The sequence below is a fragment of the Bradyrhizobium sp. CFUWI genome (genome assembly GCF_056429085.1).
Genome location: NZ_JBWJZE010000014.1, coordinates 64426 through 79789 on the forward strand (window position 1 = coordinate 64426; position 15364 = coordinate 79789).

A 15364-nucleotide genomic window follows, 5' to 3' on the forward strand; every position below is an offset into this window, starting at 1 on the left:
ATTGTCGCGGTATCGACGTACATTTTTTTCTTAGTGATTGGTACATAAGTATCTTGCGCTGCGGTATCCAGCTCCACATCTGTAGTGAACACTACATATCTGGAGCGCGCAAATGCACCCCTCCCAAGAAACGTCTTCCGCCGGCCGTTTTCGCCGCCTTCTCGGCGGCGTCGCCGTCGTGGGCGCCCTCGCCCTCGCAGGCTCGATCGCGACCGGCCACTATTTCCACGCCGCCCAGGCGACGGCAACGGCCGCGGCAGCTGAACAGGCCGTCTCCGTCACCGTCGCGCTGATCGAACCGAAGCAGACCGTGCTGTGGGACGATTTCTCCGGCCGGCTCGAAGCCATCCACCGCGTCGAGCTACGCCCGCGCGTTGCGGGCGCGATCCTCTCCGCCAACTTCACCGAAGGCGCGCTGGTGAAGGCCGGCGACGTCCTGTTCAAGATCGACCCGGCGCCCTACGCGGCCGAGGTCGACAAGGCCAATGCCCAGCTCGAGGCGGCAAAAGCACGCGTGGTGTTCACCAACAGCGAGGTCGAACGCGGCGCGCAGCTGGTCGGCAACGCCGTGGTAACGCGGCGCGATTTCGACCAGCGCGAGAACGCCAACCGCGAAGCGATCGCCAACGTGAAGGCGGCCGAGGCGACGCTCCAGACCGCAAGGCTCAATCTCGACTACACCGAGGTGCGCGCGCCCGTGGACGGCCGCGTCGGCAAGATCGAGGTCACCGTCGGCAATCTCGTCGCCGCCGGCACCGCCTCCCCGGTGCTGACCTCGCTGGTCTCGGTCAATCCGATCTACGCCTCGTTCGATGCGGATGAAGAGGTCGTGCTGCGCGCGCTGAACTCGATCGCGGATGCCTCCGGCCAGCGCGGCAAGCTCGACCAGATCCCCGTGGAGATGACGACTTCCGGCGGCCTCTCGGCGAAGGGCCACATCCAGCTCATCGACAACCAGGTCAACGGCCAGAGCGGCACCATCCGGGTCCGGGCGGTGTTCCGGAACGAGGATGGCCGTCTCATTCCCGGCCAGTTCGCCCGCGTGCGCATGGGGCAGCCGAAGCAGCAGTCGCTGGTGATGATCGACGAGCGCGCGATCGGCACCGACCAGGACAAGAAGTTCGTGATGGCGGTCGGCGACGACAGCCGGGCGGTGTACCGGCCGGTCACGCTCGGCGGCGCCGTGGATGGGTTGCGCGTCGTGACCGAGGGTCTGAAGCCCGGCGACCGCATCGTCGTCAACGGCCTGCAGCGCGTGCGACCGGGTGCGCTGCTCAAGACGGAGGTGGCGGCAATGGGTGCGCGTGGGCAGCAGGCCTCCAATCACAGCAATCAGGACGTGGTGCAACGCTAACGTCATCCCGGGGCGCGCGTAGCGCGAACCCGGGATCCAGCAGTTACGAGACTCCGATCGCTTCACCTCCAGATTCCGGGTTCGCGCTTCGCGCGCCCCGGAATGACGACGGAGCTGTGTGGAGACGACCAAGATATTGCCCAGGGGCAAGGCCATGAATCTCTCAAAGTTCTTCATCGATCGTCCGATTTTCGCCGGCGTGCTGTCGGTCCTGATCTTCCTTGCCGGCCTGATCTCGCTGTTCGCGATGCCGATCTCGGAATACCCCGATGTCGTGCCGCCCTCCGTCGTCGTGCGCGCGACCTATCCCGGCGCCAATCCCAAGGTGATTGCGGAAACGGTGGCAACGCCGATCGAGGAGCAGATCAACGGCGTCGAGAACATGCTGTATATGTCGAGCCAGGCGACCACCGACGGCGCGATGACGCTGACGGTGACGTTCCGGCTCGGGACCGACCCCGACAAGGCGACGCAGCTGGTGCAGAACCGCGTGCAGCAGGCCGAGCCGCGCCTGCCCGCCGTGGTCCGCCAGCTCGGCATCATCACCAAGAAGTCCTCGCCCGACCTCACGATGGTCGTGCATCTGTTGTCGCCGAACGGCCGCTACGACATGACGTATTTGCGCAATTACGCGGTGCTCAACGTCAAGGACCGGCTGGCGCGGATCGACGGCGTGGGCGACGTGCAGCTCTATGGGGCCGGCGACTATTCGATGCGAGTCTGGGTCGATCCGCAGAAGGCCGCCGAGCACGGCCTGACCGCGAGCGACATCGTGCGCGCGATCCAGGCGCAGAATGTCGAGGCCGCCGCCGGCGTGGTCGGCTCCTCCCCGAACGTCAAGGGCATCGACCTGCAACTGTCCGTCAACGCAGAAGGCCGGCTCGCCAACGAGGAGCAGTTCGGCGACATCGTGGTCAAGACCGGCACGCGCGGCGAAATCGTGCGCCTGCGCGACCTCGCGCGCATCGAGCTCGGCGCCTCCGAATACGGCCTGCGCTCGCTACTGGACAACAAGCAGGCGGTGGCGATCCCGATCTTCCAGGCACCCGGCTCCAACGCGCTGCAGATCTCCGACAACGTCCGCGCGACCATGGCCGAGATCAAGAAGAACATGCCGGAGGGCGTGTCCTATCAGATCGTCTACGACCCCACCCAGTTCGTACGCTCCTCGATCGAGGCGGTGATCCATACGCTGCTGGAAGCGATCGCGCTGGTGGTGCTGGTCGTGATCCTGTTCCTGCAGACCTGGCGCGCCTCGATCATCCCGCTGCTGGCGGTGCCGGTGTCGATCGTCGGCACCTTTGCCGTGATGCACGTGTTCGGGTTCTCCATCAACGCGCTCAGCCTGTTCGGCCTCGTGCTCGCGATCGGCATCGTCGTCGACGACGCCATCGTCGTGGTCGAGAACGTCGAGCGCAACATCGAGGCCGGGCTGTCGCCGCGCGATGCCACCTATCAGGCGATGCGCGAGGTGTCGGGGCCCATCATCGCCATCGCGATGGTGCTGATCGCGGTGTTCGTGCCGCTCGCCTTCATCTCCGGCCTCACCGGGCAGTTCTACAAGCAATTCGCGCTGACGATCGCGATCTCGACGGTGATCTCCGCCGTCAACTCCCTGACGCTGTCGCCGGCGCTGTCGGCGCTGCTGCTCAAGGGGCACAACGAGCCGAAGGACCGGCTGACGCGGATCATGGAAAAGAGCCTCGGCTGGTTCTTCCGTGGCTTCAACAAGGCCTTCACACGCTCCTCGGAGAACTACGGCGCCTCCGTCACCAAGGTGATCTCGGGAAAGGCTGCCGTGATGGGCCTGTATGTGCTGCTGGTCGGCCTCACCGCCCTGTTGTTCCAGCAGGTGCCGAGCGGCTTCGTGCCCGGTCAGGACAAGCAGTACCTGGTCGGCTTCGCCCGCCTGCCCGACGGCGCGACCCTCGACCGCACCGAAGAGGTGATCCGCAAGATGAGCGACATCGCGCTGACCCAGCCCGGTGTCGAAAGCTCGGTGGCCTTCCCCGGCCTGTCGATCTCCGGCTTCACCAACTCGTCCAATGCCGGCATCGTGTTCTCGACGCTGAAGCCATTCGACGAGCGCAAGGATCCCTCGCTGAGCGGGAATGCCATTGCGGCCGAGCTGAACAAGAAATATGCCGGCATCCAGGAAGCCTTCATCGCCATGTTCCCGCCGCCGCCGGTCAACGGTCTCGGCACCATCGGCGGCTTCAAGCTACAGATCGAGGACCGCGCCGGTCTCGGCTATGACGCGCTGAACGAGGCGACCAAAGCGTTCATGGCGGCGATGCAGAAGGCGCCCGAGATCGCCGGCGTGTTCTCGAGCTTCCAGGTCAACGTGCCCCAGCTGTTCGCCGACATCGACCGCACCAAGGCGCTACAGCTTGGCGTGCCCGTCACCGAGGTCTTCAACACGCTCCAGATCTACCTTGGCTCCTACTACGTCAACGACTTCAACAAGTTCGGCCGCACCTATTCCGTCCGCGTCCAGGCCGACGCGCCGTTCCGCGCGCGTGCCGACGACATCAGGCAGTTGAAGGTGCGCTCGTCCTCGGGCGACATGGTGCCGTTGTCGGCGCTGCTCAAGATCCGCCAGAGCGCGGGGCCGGAGCGCGCGATCCGCTACAACGGATTCCTGTCATCCGACATCAACGCGGCGGCCGCGCCCGGCTTCTCCTCAGGCCAGGCCCAGGAGGCGGCGACGCGGATCGCGGCCGAGGTGCTGCCGCCCGGCTTTGCCTTCGAATGGACGGACCTGACTTATCAGGAGTTCATCGCCGGCAATTCCGGCATCTGGGTGTTCCCGCTGGCGATCCTGCTGGTCTTCCTGGTGCTGGCCGCGCTTTATGAAAGCCTGACGCTGCCGCTCTCGATCATCATGATCGTGCCGATGGGCCTCTTGGCTGCGATGTTCGGCGTCTGGGTCTCCAAGGGCGACAACAACGTCTTCACCCAGATCGGTCTGATCGTCCTCGTGGGTCTCTCGGCCAAGAACGCGATCCTGATCGTCGAATTCGCGCGCGAGCTCGAATTCGCAGGCCGCACGCCGATCCGGGCCGCGATCGAGGCGAGCCGCTTGCGGCTTCGTCCGATCCTGATGACGTCGATGGCGTTCATCATGGGCGTGCTGCCGCTGGTGCTCTCGACCGGCGCAGGCTCGGAGATGCGGCGCGCCATGGGCGTCGCCGTGTTCTCCGGCATGATCGGCGTCACCGTGTTCGGCCTGTTCCTGACGCCGGTGTTCTATGTGCTGCTGCGGACCGTCACCGGCATGAAGCCGCTGACGCATCACGGCAGCGACATCAGCGCGGCGCCGGCCCAGCCTGTGAGCCACTAAAGCATGATGGGATGAGGCCTGGGTGCCGCGATGAGGGAGCTGCACTCCCTCTCCCGCTTGCGGGAGAGGGCTGGGGAGAGGGTGTCTCCCCAATGGGACCCCAAGAGGAGAAAGCCCTCTCCCGGCGCGCGGGACGATGCTTCGCATCGCCCGGACGCGCCGACCTCTCCCGCAAGCGGGAGAGGTGAACGACCCTGCTGCAATCGGTTCAACCTAAAGCCATTCCGCTCCAAACCTGGGAGATTCCCGCGAGCCGCAACAACGAGCACGGTCTTGCGAAAGACCGTCTCGTTGACGCGGGGGAACGCGATCACGCCGAGCGCGGAGCCGCCGAACAACGCCGGCAGGCCGATGGCGAGGTCGACGAAGACCTCGCCGGCATCGGCAAGCTATTTCCGGTTCTCCTCGCAGAACTTCAACGCGGCCAGCGCTTCGCCGGCGCGCGGTATCTGCATCTCGATGCTGTCGTCGTCATCGTCTTCGAAGTCGAGCGTGAGGCGCTTGGCCTTCGACAGGCGGTCCATCATCGACTGGTCGTATTCGAAGATGCCGCGCACGGTGGTCCTGTCCATGACCTCCCACTTCGCCTTCTTCATGATGTCCGCATCGTCAGTGCCGATATCGGCCCGAAGGATCTCGCCGACCGTCTCCCACTCCCAGCCGTCGTAGATCATCACGATCACGATCGTCTTCTCGGAATAGGTGATCACGATGACGTAGTCGCGGTTCTCGTCGTCCTTATCCTTGTAGCCCCGGCTTGCATTGCAATGCGTATCCTGCGTCCGCTTTTCGATGGTCCAGTCACCGACCCTGGATTTTTGCGCCAGCGCCGGCCCTGCCCCCAGGACGCCTGCGGCCAGCAAAACGGCGAGAAGGAATCGGTTCATGTCAGCCTCCAGCGCGCATCCCGAGCGAGATGACCATCTCCGCGGGAGAGCCGCAAGGGTCCGTGCCGGCCGGAAGACGTGCCTTCATCCTGATCCGGCCCCGGGATTTGGTGCGGCCGCAGCGCACAAACCCGCCTTCCGGGTTCCCCGCGAAACCCCATTCCCGACGCGACGAAACACCCCTGAAACAGATCGCCGGTTAAGTGGTTGTCAAAACAAGTACAGGGACGGCCACCATGCAATTCCTTCTTGACCTGATCTACGAATATTCCTGCTGTCAGAACCTCGTCGCCCAGCCGCCACGGGAGGACGAGCTATGATCGAGCTGATCTCCGCCCTTCTTGCCCTTTGCAGCGTCGGCGTTTTCGCAGCGCATGCGGTGGATGCCTACCGCACCACGCACTCCTGATCGGTTCGCTCTTCCGGCACTAAAGCGCGATGCAATCAAGATGAATCGTCATCGCGCTTTAGGTTGTTGTTAAGCATGATCACTTCGGAAAACCGCTGCGCACTTTTCCGGATCATGCTTCAGAACGGTCGCCGGTAGAAATGCTCCGAGTGCGTTGCCGCTGGAAAGCGGTTGGCGAGCGCCAACGCTCCCCTCTCGTCCGTTTCGAGCGCGATCTTCTGCGCCAGCATCACGTCGCCCGGGACGAGAAAGCCCGACGGGACGAAGCACCAGCCCATCGTCGCATGCCCGGCCTCGTCGATCTCGTGGACATTGGCGGCGGTGCCGTAGTGGATGCGGTATGTCCTTCCGGTATCACAGCCGACGACGTCGAAATACCGGTGCTCTTCGAACTGCGCGCGCTGCGCCGGCGACAGCCATTCAGCCAGAAGCCGGCGGCCACGAGCATCCGGCGTGTTCTCGCCGAAGAACCGCCGATAGAGTTCACGCAGCGCGTGCAAACGGGCACGCGCCGGCGCGCGGAGCCAAACTGCCGCGATCATGTGCAGCTCAGATCAACCGCCGACCAGGCGGGGATAGAACAGCGTTTCCTGCGCGGTCGGATCGAACGATTTGATGCGGGTGACCTCGCCAGGTCCGGTTCGCAGGGCGGCGGTGAAGCCGGCCCCGGTCAGCTCCCGAAAGCGCCGTTCGGCTCGCGCCAGCGCTTCGGCATTGCCAGGATCAAACTCGTGGCGCGTATCGCCCGTCTGGTCCATCACGATCTGGGTTGCCATGTTGAGTCTCCTCATGCCCACCCCTGAAGCTGATCAAAGCAAACGTCGTGCCGTCGGTTCCTGTTGGCAACAATTTTCTCGTGCCGGCGCATCACGCCTTGCTGAACTGGTCAGCGCGAGGCGGCCGCCGCTCCGCCCTCGTCGATCTGCCGGCCCATCAAAGCGATCGCCTTTTGATAGACGCCGGCGGCATTCCAGGCCTCGATAGCGGCGAAATTCGGCTCGCCCGGCTGGTACCCGGCTCCTGCGCGCCAGCCATGAGCCCTCAGGAAATTCGCCGTCGAATTCAGCGCGTTGGCGGCCACCTCGAGATTGCCGGTGCCATAGGCCAGGATGCTCTTGGGCATGAACTGGGTCTGGCCGACCTCCCCGTGCATGGAGCCGCGGGTCGCCCCCGACAGCGTGCCGCGGTCGATCAGCTTCAGCGCGGCGTAGAGCTGGTCGGTGAAGAATTCGGGACGGCGGCAGTCATAGGCAAGCGTTGCGATCGACGACAGCATGTTCTGGTTGCCGCGTTGGCTGCCGAAACCGGTCTCCATGCCCCAGATCGCGATCAAGGGTCCGGGCGGGACGCCATAGCGCTGCTGGATGGAGGCGAACAAGGCAGCCTGTGACTGCTTGAGCTGCCGCCCCTTGGCGACGATGGTGGTGGCGCCGCGCTTGGCGAGAAACTGGTCGAGCGTCAGTGAAAAGCTGCGCTGGCCGCGGTCGGCCGCGATGGTGGCACTGGCGTAGTTGGCCTGCATCAGGGCCGCGAGCGCGGTCTGGCCGATGCCCTTGCCTTGCGCCTCCGCGCTGAACTCGCGCTTCCAGGCCTCGAACCCGCCGGGTCCGTTGCCGCAAGTGGCAGCCTCGGCGGCGGGCGCCAGGCACCCAAACAGCGCCATCGCGCCAAAAACCGCTCCCGCAACAGCCCTGCCCCTGATCATGCCCAGCATCTCCCGTCCTGTACCGATCGGCAATCTTACCCCCTCGAAGGCGCCGACTCCATGGCGCGATCATAGGTCAATTCCAGCCCCGCCAGATTGCCTTCCCTGCGCCATTTGTCGAGCAGCCGCAGGAACGCCACCGGCCCGCGCCAATATTGGCTGTTTCTTGCCGCGATCGGATCGAACACGCCTTCATTGTTGTAGTAGCCGGGCGTGCATTCGGCGAGATAGGTCTGCCGGCCGATCGCGGCCTTGACGACCTCGTCGACCCAGGCATTCTCGGCGGCAAGTGTCGGCTCGAGCGTTCTGGCGCCGCGCTTGCGTGTCTGGTCGATGACATAGGCGATGTGCTGCGACTGCTCGTCGATGATGTGCGGGAAGTTGGCGCTCTGGCCGGCTTGCACGGTGACGATCAGGAAGCAATTCGGGAAGCCGCGGCTGTAGAAGCCATGCATCGTCTTGACGCCGCCCTGCCAGCGTTCGGACAGGCTCATGCCGCCGCGGCCATAGACCTCAAAGCCCATCCGCCGGGCGTAATCGGTGCCGACCTCGAAACCGCTGGCGTAGATCAGGCAGTCGAGCTCATAGGCCTTGCCGCCCGCCATCACCGCATTCCCGGTGATGCGATCGACGCCGCGCCCTTTGGTGTCGACGAGATGAACGTTGGGACGATTGAAAGTGTCGAGATATTCGTCGTGAAAGCATGGCCGCTTGCAGAACGCCTTGTACCAGGGCTTGAGCGCCTCCGCCGTCGCCTTGTCCTTGACGACCGCGTCGACCCGGGCGCGGATCTCCTCCATCTTGCGGTAGTCGGCCTGCTCGATGACCTTCAGCGCCTCCTCCATCGAGGTGACCGGTTGCGGCTGCCGACGCGGCGCGAGCAGGATCTCGCCGAGCAGACCGGTCCAGCCGTCCTGCACCAGATCCCGCTCGAACGGCTCGCCTGAGATCACGGCGGTGAAATTGTCCATGCGCTCGCGCTGCCAGCCCGCCTTCAGGCTCTCTGCCCAGCCCGGATCCGTCGGCCGGTCGTCGCGCACGCCGATCGCGGACGGCGTGCGCTGGAAGACATAGAGCTCCTTCGCCGAACGGCCGAGATGCGGCACGCATTGCACGGCGGTGGCACCGGTGCCGATGATGCCGACGCGCTTGTCGGCAAGTCCGGTCAGACCGCCATCGGCGTTGCCGCCGGTGTAGCCGTAGTCCCAACGGCTGGTATGAAAGCTGTGGCCTTCGAAGCTCTCGATGCCGGGAATGCCGGGCAGCTTCGGCCGGCTGAGCGGGCCTCCGGCAAGAATGACGAAGCGTGCGCGGACCTGGTCGCCCCGATCGGTCTCGACCAGCCAACGCGCCTCCTCCTCCTGCCACACCATGCGGGAGATGACGGTCTGAAACAGCGCGCGCTCGTAGAGACCGAAATGACGGCCGATGCGGCGGGAATGCTCGTAGATCTCCGGCGCCCGGGCGTATTTGCGCACCGGCATGTAGCCGGTCTCTTCCAGCAGCGGCAGGTAGATGTAGCTCTCGGTATCGCAGGCGGCTCCAGGATAACGATTCCAGTACCAGGTGCCGCCGAAATCGGCCGCCTTTTCCACGATGCGGAAATCATCGATGCCGGCCTCGCGCAAGCGCGCGCCACATAGAAGCCCGCCGAAGCCGCCGCCGACGACAAGCACCTCGGTCTCTTCACGGACAGGTGCGCGCGCAAAGCCGGGATCGGCCCAGGGGTCGTCGAGGTAGCGACTGAGGCCGCCGACCACCTCGACATATTGAGCCTTGCCTTCGGCACGCAAACGGCGATCGCGCTCCTCGCGATAGCGCGCACGAAGGGCCGCGATGTCGACGGTAGGTTCGCCGGCTGCACCGGTCTTGTGTCTTTCCGCTGACATGCATGTCCTCCACTCAGGGTGCTGCTTCGTCGGCAGCTCGCCTCACGTTAGCCCCGAAGAAGTGAGGCATGCAATCACGTCCAACTTTTTTGCGTGAACGCCGCGCGACGTTCCGCTAACCTCGCGCGCAAATCACAAGCGTGCGCCACGCAACGACGTGGCTTCCGGAGGAGACCATGCAGGGATTGATGATGGACATGCCGCTTCTGATCAGCGGCTTGATCCAGTATGCCGCCGACTATCACGGCGAGGCCGAGGTCGTCGCACGCGAAATCGAGGGCGACATTCATCGCTACACCTATGCGGATGCCCACCCGCGCATCAAGCGCATGGCGCTGGCGTTGAAGCGGCTCGGCATGACGCAAGGCGACCGCGTTGGCACGCTGGCCTGGAACACCCATCGGCATTTCGAGATGTTCTACGCCGCACCGGGCATGGGCTACGTGCTGCACACCGTCAACCCGCGGCTGTTTCCCGAGCAGCTCGTCTACATCATCAACCACGCCGAAGACCGCCTGCTGTTCATCGACCGCGCCACGCTGCCGATCGTCGAAGCGATCGCGCCGCAGCTCAAGACGGTCGAGGCTTACGTCGTGATGTCCTCGCGCGAGCGGATGCCCGAGACGAAGCTCGCAAGCGTGCATTGCTACGAGGAGCTTCTGGAGACGGAGAACGACGCAGGCTTCACCTGGCCGGAGTTCGACGAGAAGTCCGCTTCGACCATCTGTTACACCTCGGGCACGACCGGTAATCCCAAGGGCGTGATCTATTCGCACCGCGCCGCCATCCTGCAGACCATGACCTGCTGCAATTTCGATTTCCTGCCGGGTCATGTCGAAGGCGTGCGCGAAGTGATGGTGCCGATGGCGCCGCTGTTCCACGGCAACGGCTGGAACATGCCGTTCACCGCGCCCTATACCGGCTCGAAGCTGGTGCTACCCGGCCGCAATTACGAGCCCGACAAGCTCTACGAGCTGCTCGAAGGCGAGAAGGTGACGCTGTCGGCCGGCGTGCCGAGCTTCTGGCTGATCCTGCTCGATTGGCTCGGTCGCACCGGCAACAGGTTCTCCACCCTGCGCGCGACGTTGTCGTCGGGCTCGGCCCCGCCGCGCGCGATGGTCGAGAAGCTGAAGCGCGAGTACGGCATCGACTATATCCAGGCCTGGGGCATGACCGAGGCCCTGGGCTGCTCGATGCCGGGTCTGCGGCCCGGCTCGGAGCACCTCAGCGAGAAGGAGAAATTCGACCGCCGCCAGGTGTCGGGCCGCGCCTGTTTCGGCACCTCTCTTCGTATCGTGGACGACGCCGGAAACGAGCTGCCGCGCGACGGCAAGACCGTCGGTCATCTGCGCGCCCGCGGCCCCTGGGTCGCCTCCGGCTATATGAAGCTGGACGAAGGTCTCGACCGCGACGGCTGGCTGATCACCGGCGACATGGCGGTGATCGACCACCAAGGCCACGTCACGCTGACCGACCGCTCCAAGGACGTGATCAAATCCGGCGGCGAATGGATCTCCTCGATCCAGCTCGAGGACGTCGCGCTGTCGCATCCCGATGTGCTGCAGGCTGCGGTGGTCGCGATCCATCATGACAAATGGCAGGAGCGCCCCCTGCTGCTCGTTGTCCGCAAGAAAGGCGCGACCGTCGACGGCAAGACGCTGCTCGACCATATGCGCCCGAAGATCGCGAGCTGGTGGATGCCGGACGCGGTCGAATTCCTCGACGAGTTTCCGATGACGGGGACCGGAAAGGTGCTGAAGTCGGCGCTGCGCGAGAAATTCAAGGAATATCGCGTCGCATAGGCCGGCGCGCGCGAAAGAATGCCGTCCACCGATCAAGGGAAACGAAAGATGCTCTACCCGATGTCGCCCAAAGTCGTCGAGCTCAAGCGCAAGCTCGAGAGTTTCATGGACCGGCACATCTATCCGAACGAGGAGCGCTTCTATCGCGAGGCCGAGGAACTCGGGCCGTGGAAGGTCTATCCGGTCGTCGAGGAGTTGAAGCCGCTGGCGCGCGCAGAGGGCCTGTGGAATCTGTTCCTGCCGGAATCCAGCCATGGCGCCGGCCTCACCAATCTCGACTATGCTCCGCTCTGCGAGGTGATGGGCCGCTCGCATCTTGCGCCCGAGGTGTTCAACTGCTCGGCGCCCGACACCGGCAACATGGAGGTGCTGGAGCGCTATGGCACCGAGAAGGACAAGGAGCGCTGGCTGAAGCCGTTGCTCGCGGGCGAGATCCGCTCCTGCTTCGCCATGACCGAACCTGCTGTCGCATCATCGGACGCGACCAACATCGAAAGCTCGATCGTCCGCGACGGCGACCATTACGTCATCAACGGGCGCAAATGGTACACGACCAACGCAACCGATCCCCGCTGCAAGATCTGCATCTTCATGGGCAAGACCGATCCGGACAATCCGGACCGGCACAAGCAGCAGTCCATGATTCTGGTGCCGATGGACACGCCCGGCATCGAGGTGAAGCGCCCCCTGCCCGTGTTCGGCTTCTACGGCGTGCCCGATCGGGCCTCCGAGGTCGTGTTCACCAATGTGCGGGTGCCCCGGGAGAACATGCTGCTCGGCGAGGGTCGCGGCTTCGAGATCGCGCAGGGCCGCCTCGGTCCCGGCCGCATCCACCACTGCATGCGGCTGATTGGCCTTGCCGAGCGCACCCTGGAGAAGATGTGCCGCCGCGTGCGCAGCCGCGTCGCCTTCGGCAAGCCGGTCTCCGAGCAGACCGTGACGCAGGAGCGCATCGCGGAAGCCCGCATCATGATCGAGCAGGCCCGGCTGCTGACGCTCAACGCCGCCTCTGCCATGGACACGGTCGGCAACAAGGTGGCGAAGGCCGAAATCGCGATGATCAAGGTCGCCGTGCCCAACATGGCCTGCCAGATCATCGACTGGGCGATCCAGGCCCATGGCGGCGGCGGCACCTCGAACGATTTCGGCTTGACCCAGGCCTACGCCACCGCGCGCTTGCTGCGGCTTGCAGATGGCCCCGACGAAGTGCACAGGAACCAGATCGCGCGGCTCGAGCTGAGGAAGTATTCGAATGCGTAGCTGGCATTGTCTGTTTCGCTAACCGGCGGCGGCGACTTTCTTCCTTCTCCCCTTGTGGGAGAAGGTGGCGCGAAGCGCCGGATGAGAGGTATCCATCCGCACGCACGAATTTAGAGTTTCGCGCGCGGAGACATACCCCTCACCCGAGCTAGCTTTTGTCTACGAGCGGAGTTGCCCTCTCCCACAAGGGGAGAGGGCGCAATAATGCGCAGCGTCTCAGCCTCAGTTCACCACATACACATCAGGGTCGGCGCTCGAACTCGGCTTCTTGAAGGCGTTGCGCAAGGCCGAAGACATCGGGACGTTGTAGTTGAGGCCGTTCGGCGGCGTCGGCGATTGCAGCCACTTCTTGTAGAGCACCTCGATCTCCGGGCTGGCGTAGAGCTCTGCGGTGGCGCGATCGGCTAGCGCCTTGAACGGCCCGTCCTCCCGTCGCAGCATGATGCCGTAAGGCTCCGGCTTCGAAAACGCCTCCTCGCTGATCATGTAGAGCTGCGGCTCCTTGGAGCGCGCGATCGCAACTGCCAGCTGCACGTCATCGAGTGCGTAGGCCTGGGCGCGGTCGGTTTCCAGCAACAGGAAGGCCTCGGCCTGGTCCTTCGCCGGCATCACGTTGAGGCCGAGATTGCGCTCGGTATTGACCTTGGCGAGCTGCGTCAGGTTGACCGAGCCGGCCACGGCCGTGACCGCCTTGCCCTTGAGATCGTCGATGGTGTTGATCTTCGCGGCCTTCTTGGCCGCGAACCGTGTCGCGCTGAGGAAGTGCGTGTTGGTGAAGGCGACCTGCTTCTGGCGATCGGCGTTATTCGTTGTCGCCGAGCAGTGCAGATCGAGCGTGCCGTTGACCATCAACGGGATCCGGTTCGACGAGGTCACGGCGAGCGTGTCGACGGCGATGTCGGGCATGCTCAGCTGCTTCTTCACGGCATCGACGATCTTGAGGCAGATGTCCATGGCAAAGCCGACCGGATTCTGGTTGCCGTCCAGATAGCTGAACGGGACCGAGGCCTCCTGATAGCCCAGCGTGATCTTTTTGGTCTCCTTGATCTTCTGGAGAGTCCCCGAGAGATCTTCGGCTGACGCTGCGCCCGCAAGACATGTCAGGGCCAGGAAAAGAACGGGTAGACGCATCAGTTGCTCCTCAATGGGGTCGTCGACCTTGTCGCGACGGGATTGCAGAGGTGATAACCGACACATGCAGCATCCGCCAGACGGGACCGCGACTACCAGCTATCGCGCTTTTCAATACTGGGCGAACGGGAGCCGCTTCACTGGCACGTCAGCTGCTGTTCGAACCAGCCGCCCAACTGCTCCGCCAGGGGTGGCCACATCCGCTGAAAGTTCGCGAGCTTACCGACATTGGCGCGGTACATGTCCCGCAACTCGCGCTCGATGGCCGGCAGATCGACACCCGTGCAACCCCCTTCCCTCACGATGGTCTTGCCGGCGACGACGACCTCCTTCACCAGAGACGCATTACCCCTTGCGAACAGCAGCGCCATCGGATCGACCGGCATGATCCGGTCGCGGTCCAGCCGATCGAGATCGATCACCACGTAGTCGGCCGGGTTGCCGGCGACGAGCTCGCCATTTCCAGGAGCCCCCGTCGCGCGGCGTCCGTTGCGGATGGCGAGCGAGAACAGCTCGGCCGGCATCCATGTTGCCTTGAAGCCAAGGCCGCCATGAGCCATCTGCACCAGCCGCATCTCGCGCAGGATGTCGTCATCCTCGTCCAGCGCCAGCCCGTCGACGCCAACGGCGATGGCACAGCCGCATTTGTGCGCGGCGGCGATCGGAGCGAGGCCCGAGCGCAGATGCATGTTCGAGCTGAAATTGGTGACGATGCGGGCGCCAGAGGCCGCGATCATCTCCAGCTCATCCGGGCGCGCGTGGATGCAGTGCGCGAGCGTCAGCCGCTCCGAGAGGAAGCCGATATCGCGCAGCCAGCGGACCATGTCCGGAAAATTCCGGTCGGCCCAGGCGCGCTGGTACGCGGTCTCTAGGAGATGCATGTGGATGCGGCGGCCGGTCCGCGCCGAATTCTCGGCCACCGCCTCCAGCAGCGGCTTCGAGCACCATTGCACGCCGGCAGGCCCGAGCTGCACGTCCACCATCGGGCCGGCCATCGCGGCGGCAATGGCGTCGGTCAGCTCGATATACGCTTTGGGCGACATTGGCGCGCGGACGAACAGATCGTCGATGGTCTTGCGGTCGTCGCGCGACAGTCCCGAGAGCACCGGCTCGGCATCGCCATAGACGATCGGATTCTGGTCGCGCACGGCCATCGCAAACGCGATGCGGATACCGACGTCGGACGCAGCCTTCGCGATGGCCTTGGCCTCGTCCACCAGGGGCATTGTCCCGCTTGGGCGTGTGTAGTGCACCATCATGGCCGCGCAGCCGGCCTTGGCCGAACGCGCCAGCGCCGAGGCCGCGGTCAGATAGGGATCGACGGGCGTGCCGAGCACGGTCCGCAGAATCCAGCTCTCCAGGGGCATGCCGACCGCGCCGAAGGACGACGCCGTGGCGCGGGCATGATCATGCGCATTGACGAAGGCCGGGATGACCAGGGAGCGAGATGCTGGCCCCGCACCATCCGCAATCTCGGTGATGACACCGCCCTCGTGCCGCAGCACGACATTGTCGGCGACGGCGCGATCAGGGCCACGGAACAGGCTGGTTGCCGAAATCTCCGTGGCCATAATCAACCTCCCA

Annotated in this window: 11 protein-coding genes; 4 read left to right on the plus strand and 7 right to left on the minus strand. The window is 64.6% G+C overall.

Annotation, left to right across the window (positions count from 1 at the left end):
- The first annotated feature begins 112 nt into the window (after positions 1–112).
- Positions 113–1354 (plus strand): efflux RND transporter periplasmic adaptor subunit, encoded by a 1242-nt coding sequence (locus AC066S_RS27070; RefSeq protein WP_126261181.1) that lies wholly within the window; start codon positions 113–115, stop codon positions 1352–1354.
- A 154-nt stretch (positions 1355–1508) separates the two neighbouring features.
- A complete protein-coding gene (locus AC066S_RS27075) occupies positions 1509–4697 on the plus strand; it encodes an efflux RND transporter permease subunit (protein WP_478271051.1) in 3189 nt (1062 codons plus the stop codon).
- A 389-nt stretch (positions 4698–5086) separates the two neighbouring features.
- Here AC066S_RS27075 and AC066S_RS27080 read toward each other — a convergent pair whose 3' ends face one another.
- The 5 genes from AC066S_RS27080 to AC066S_RS27100 form a co-directional block, all read right to left on the minus strand.
- A complete protein-coding gene (locus AC066S_RS27080; protein WP_126261183.1) occupies positions 5087–5584 on the minus strand; it encodes an invasion associated locus B family protein in 498 nt (165 codons plus the stop codon).
- A 528-nt stretch (positions 5585–6112) separates the two neighbouring features.
- Positions 6113–6535: a hypothetical protein gene (locus tag AC066S_RS27085; RefSeq protein ID WP_126261184.1), complete on the minus strand. Its 423-nt coding sequence runs from the start codon at positions 6533–6535 to the stop codon at positions 6113–6115.
- Positions 6536–6547: 12 nt separating this feature from the next.
- Positions 6548–6769 carry a hypothetical protein gene (locus AC066S_RS27090; RefSeq protein ID WP_028135731.1) on the minus strand — a complete coding sequence of 74 codons (222 nt, stop codon included), beginning with the start codon at positions 6767–6769 and terminating at the stop codon, positions 6548–6550.
- 110 nt (positions 6770–6879) lie between these two features.
- On the minus strand, positions 6880–7698 hold the full coding sequence (locus AC066S_RS27095; RefSeq protein WP_478271052.1) for a lytic murein transglycosylase: 819 nt from the start codon (positions 7696–7698) through the stop codon (positions 6880–6882).
- Between the two features lie 35 nt (positions 7699–7733).
- Positions 7734–9587, minus strand: a complete 1854-nt coding sequence (locus tag AC066S_RS27100; RefSeq protein ID WP_478271053.1) for a flavin-containing monooxygenase — start codon at positions 9585–9587, stop codon at positions 7734–7736.
- Positions 9588–9763: 176 nt separating this feature from the next.
- On the opposite strand from AC066S_RS27100, the gene AC066S_RS27105 reads away from it, so the two are divergent.
- A complete protein-coding gene (locus tag AC066S_RS27105) occupies positions 9764–11389 on the plus strand; it encodes a long-chain fatty acid--CoA ligase (RefSeq protein ID WP_478271054.1) in 1626 nt (541 codons plus the stop codon).
- A gap of 48 nt (positions 11390–11437) precedes the next feature.
- On the plus strand, positions 11438–12649 hold the full coding sequence (locus tag AC066S_RS27110) for an acyl-CoA dehydrogenase family protein (RefSeq protein WP_478271055.1): 1212 nt from the start codon (positions 11438–11440) through the stop codon (positions 12647–12649).
- Between the two features lie 222 nt (positions 12650–12871).
- Here AC066S_RS27110 and AC066S_RS27115 read toward each other — a convergent pair whose 3' ends face one another.
- Together AC066S_RS27115 and AC066S_RS27120 are read right to left on the minus strand one after the other, a co-directional pair.
- Entirely contained in the window at positions 12872–13780 is a 909-nt protein-coding gene (locus AC066S_RS27115; RefSeq protein ID WP_478271056.1) for an amino acid ABC transporter substrate-binding protein, read from the minus strand.
- A 137-nt stretch (positions 13781–13917) separates the two neighbouring features.
- Positions 13918–15351: an amidohydrolase family protein gene (locus AC066S_RS27120; protein ID WP_478271057.1), complete on the minus strand. Its 1434-nt coding sequence runs from the start codon at positions 15349–15351 to the stop codon at positions 13918–13920.
- Between the last annotated feature and the right edge of the window lie 13 nt (positions 15352–15364).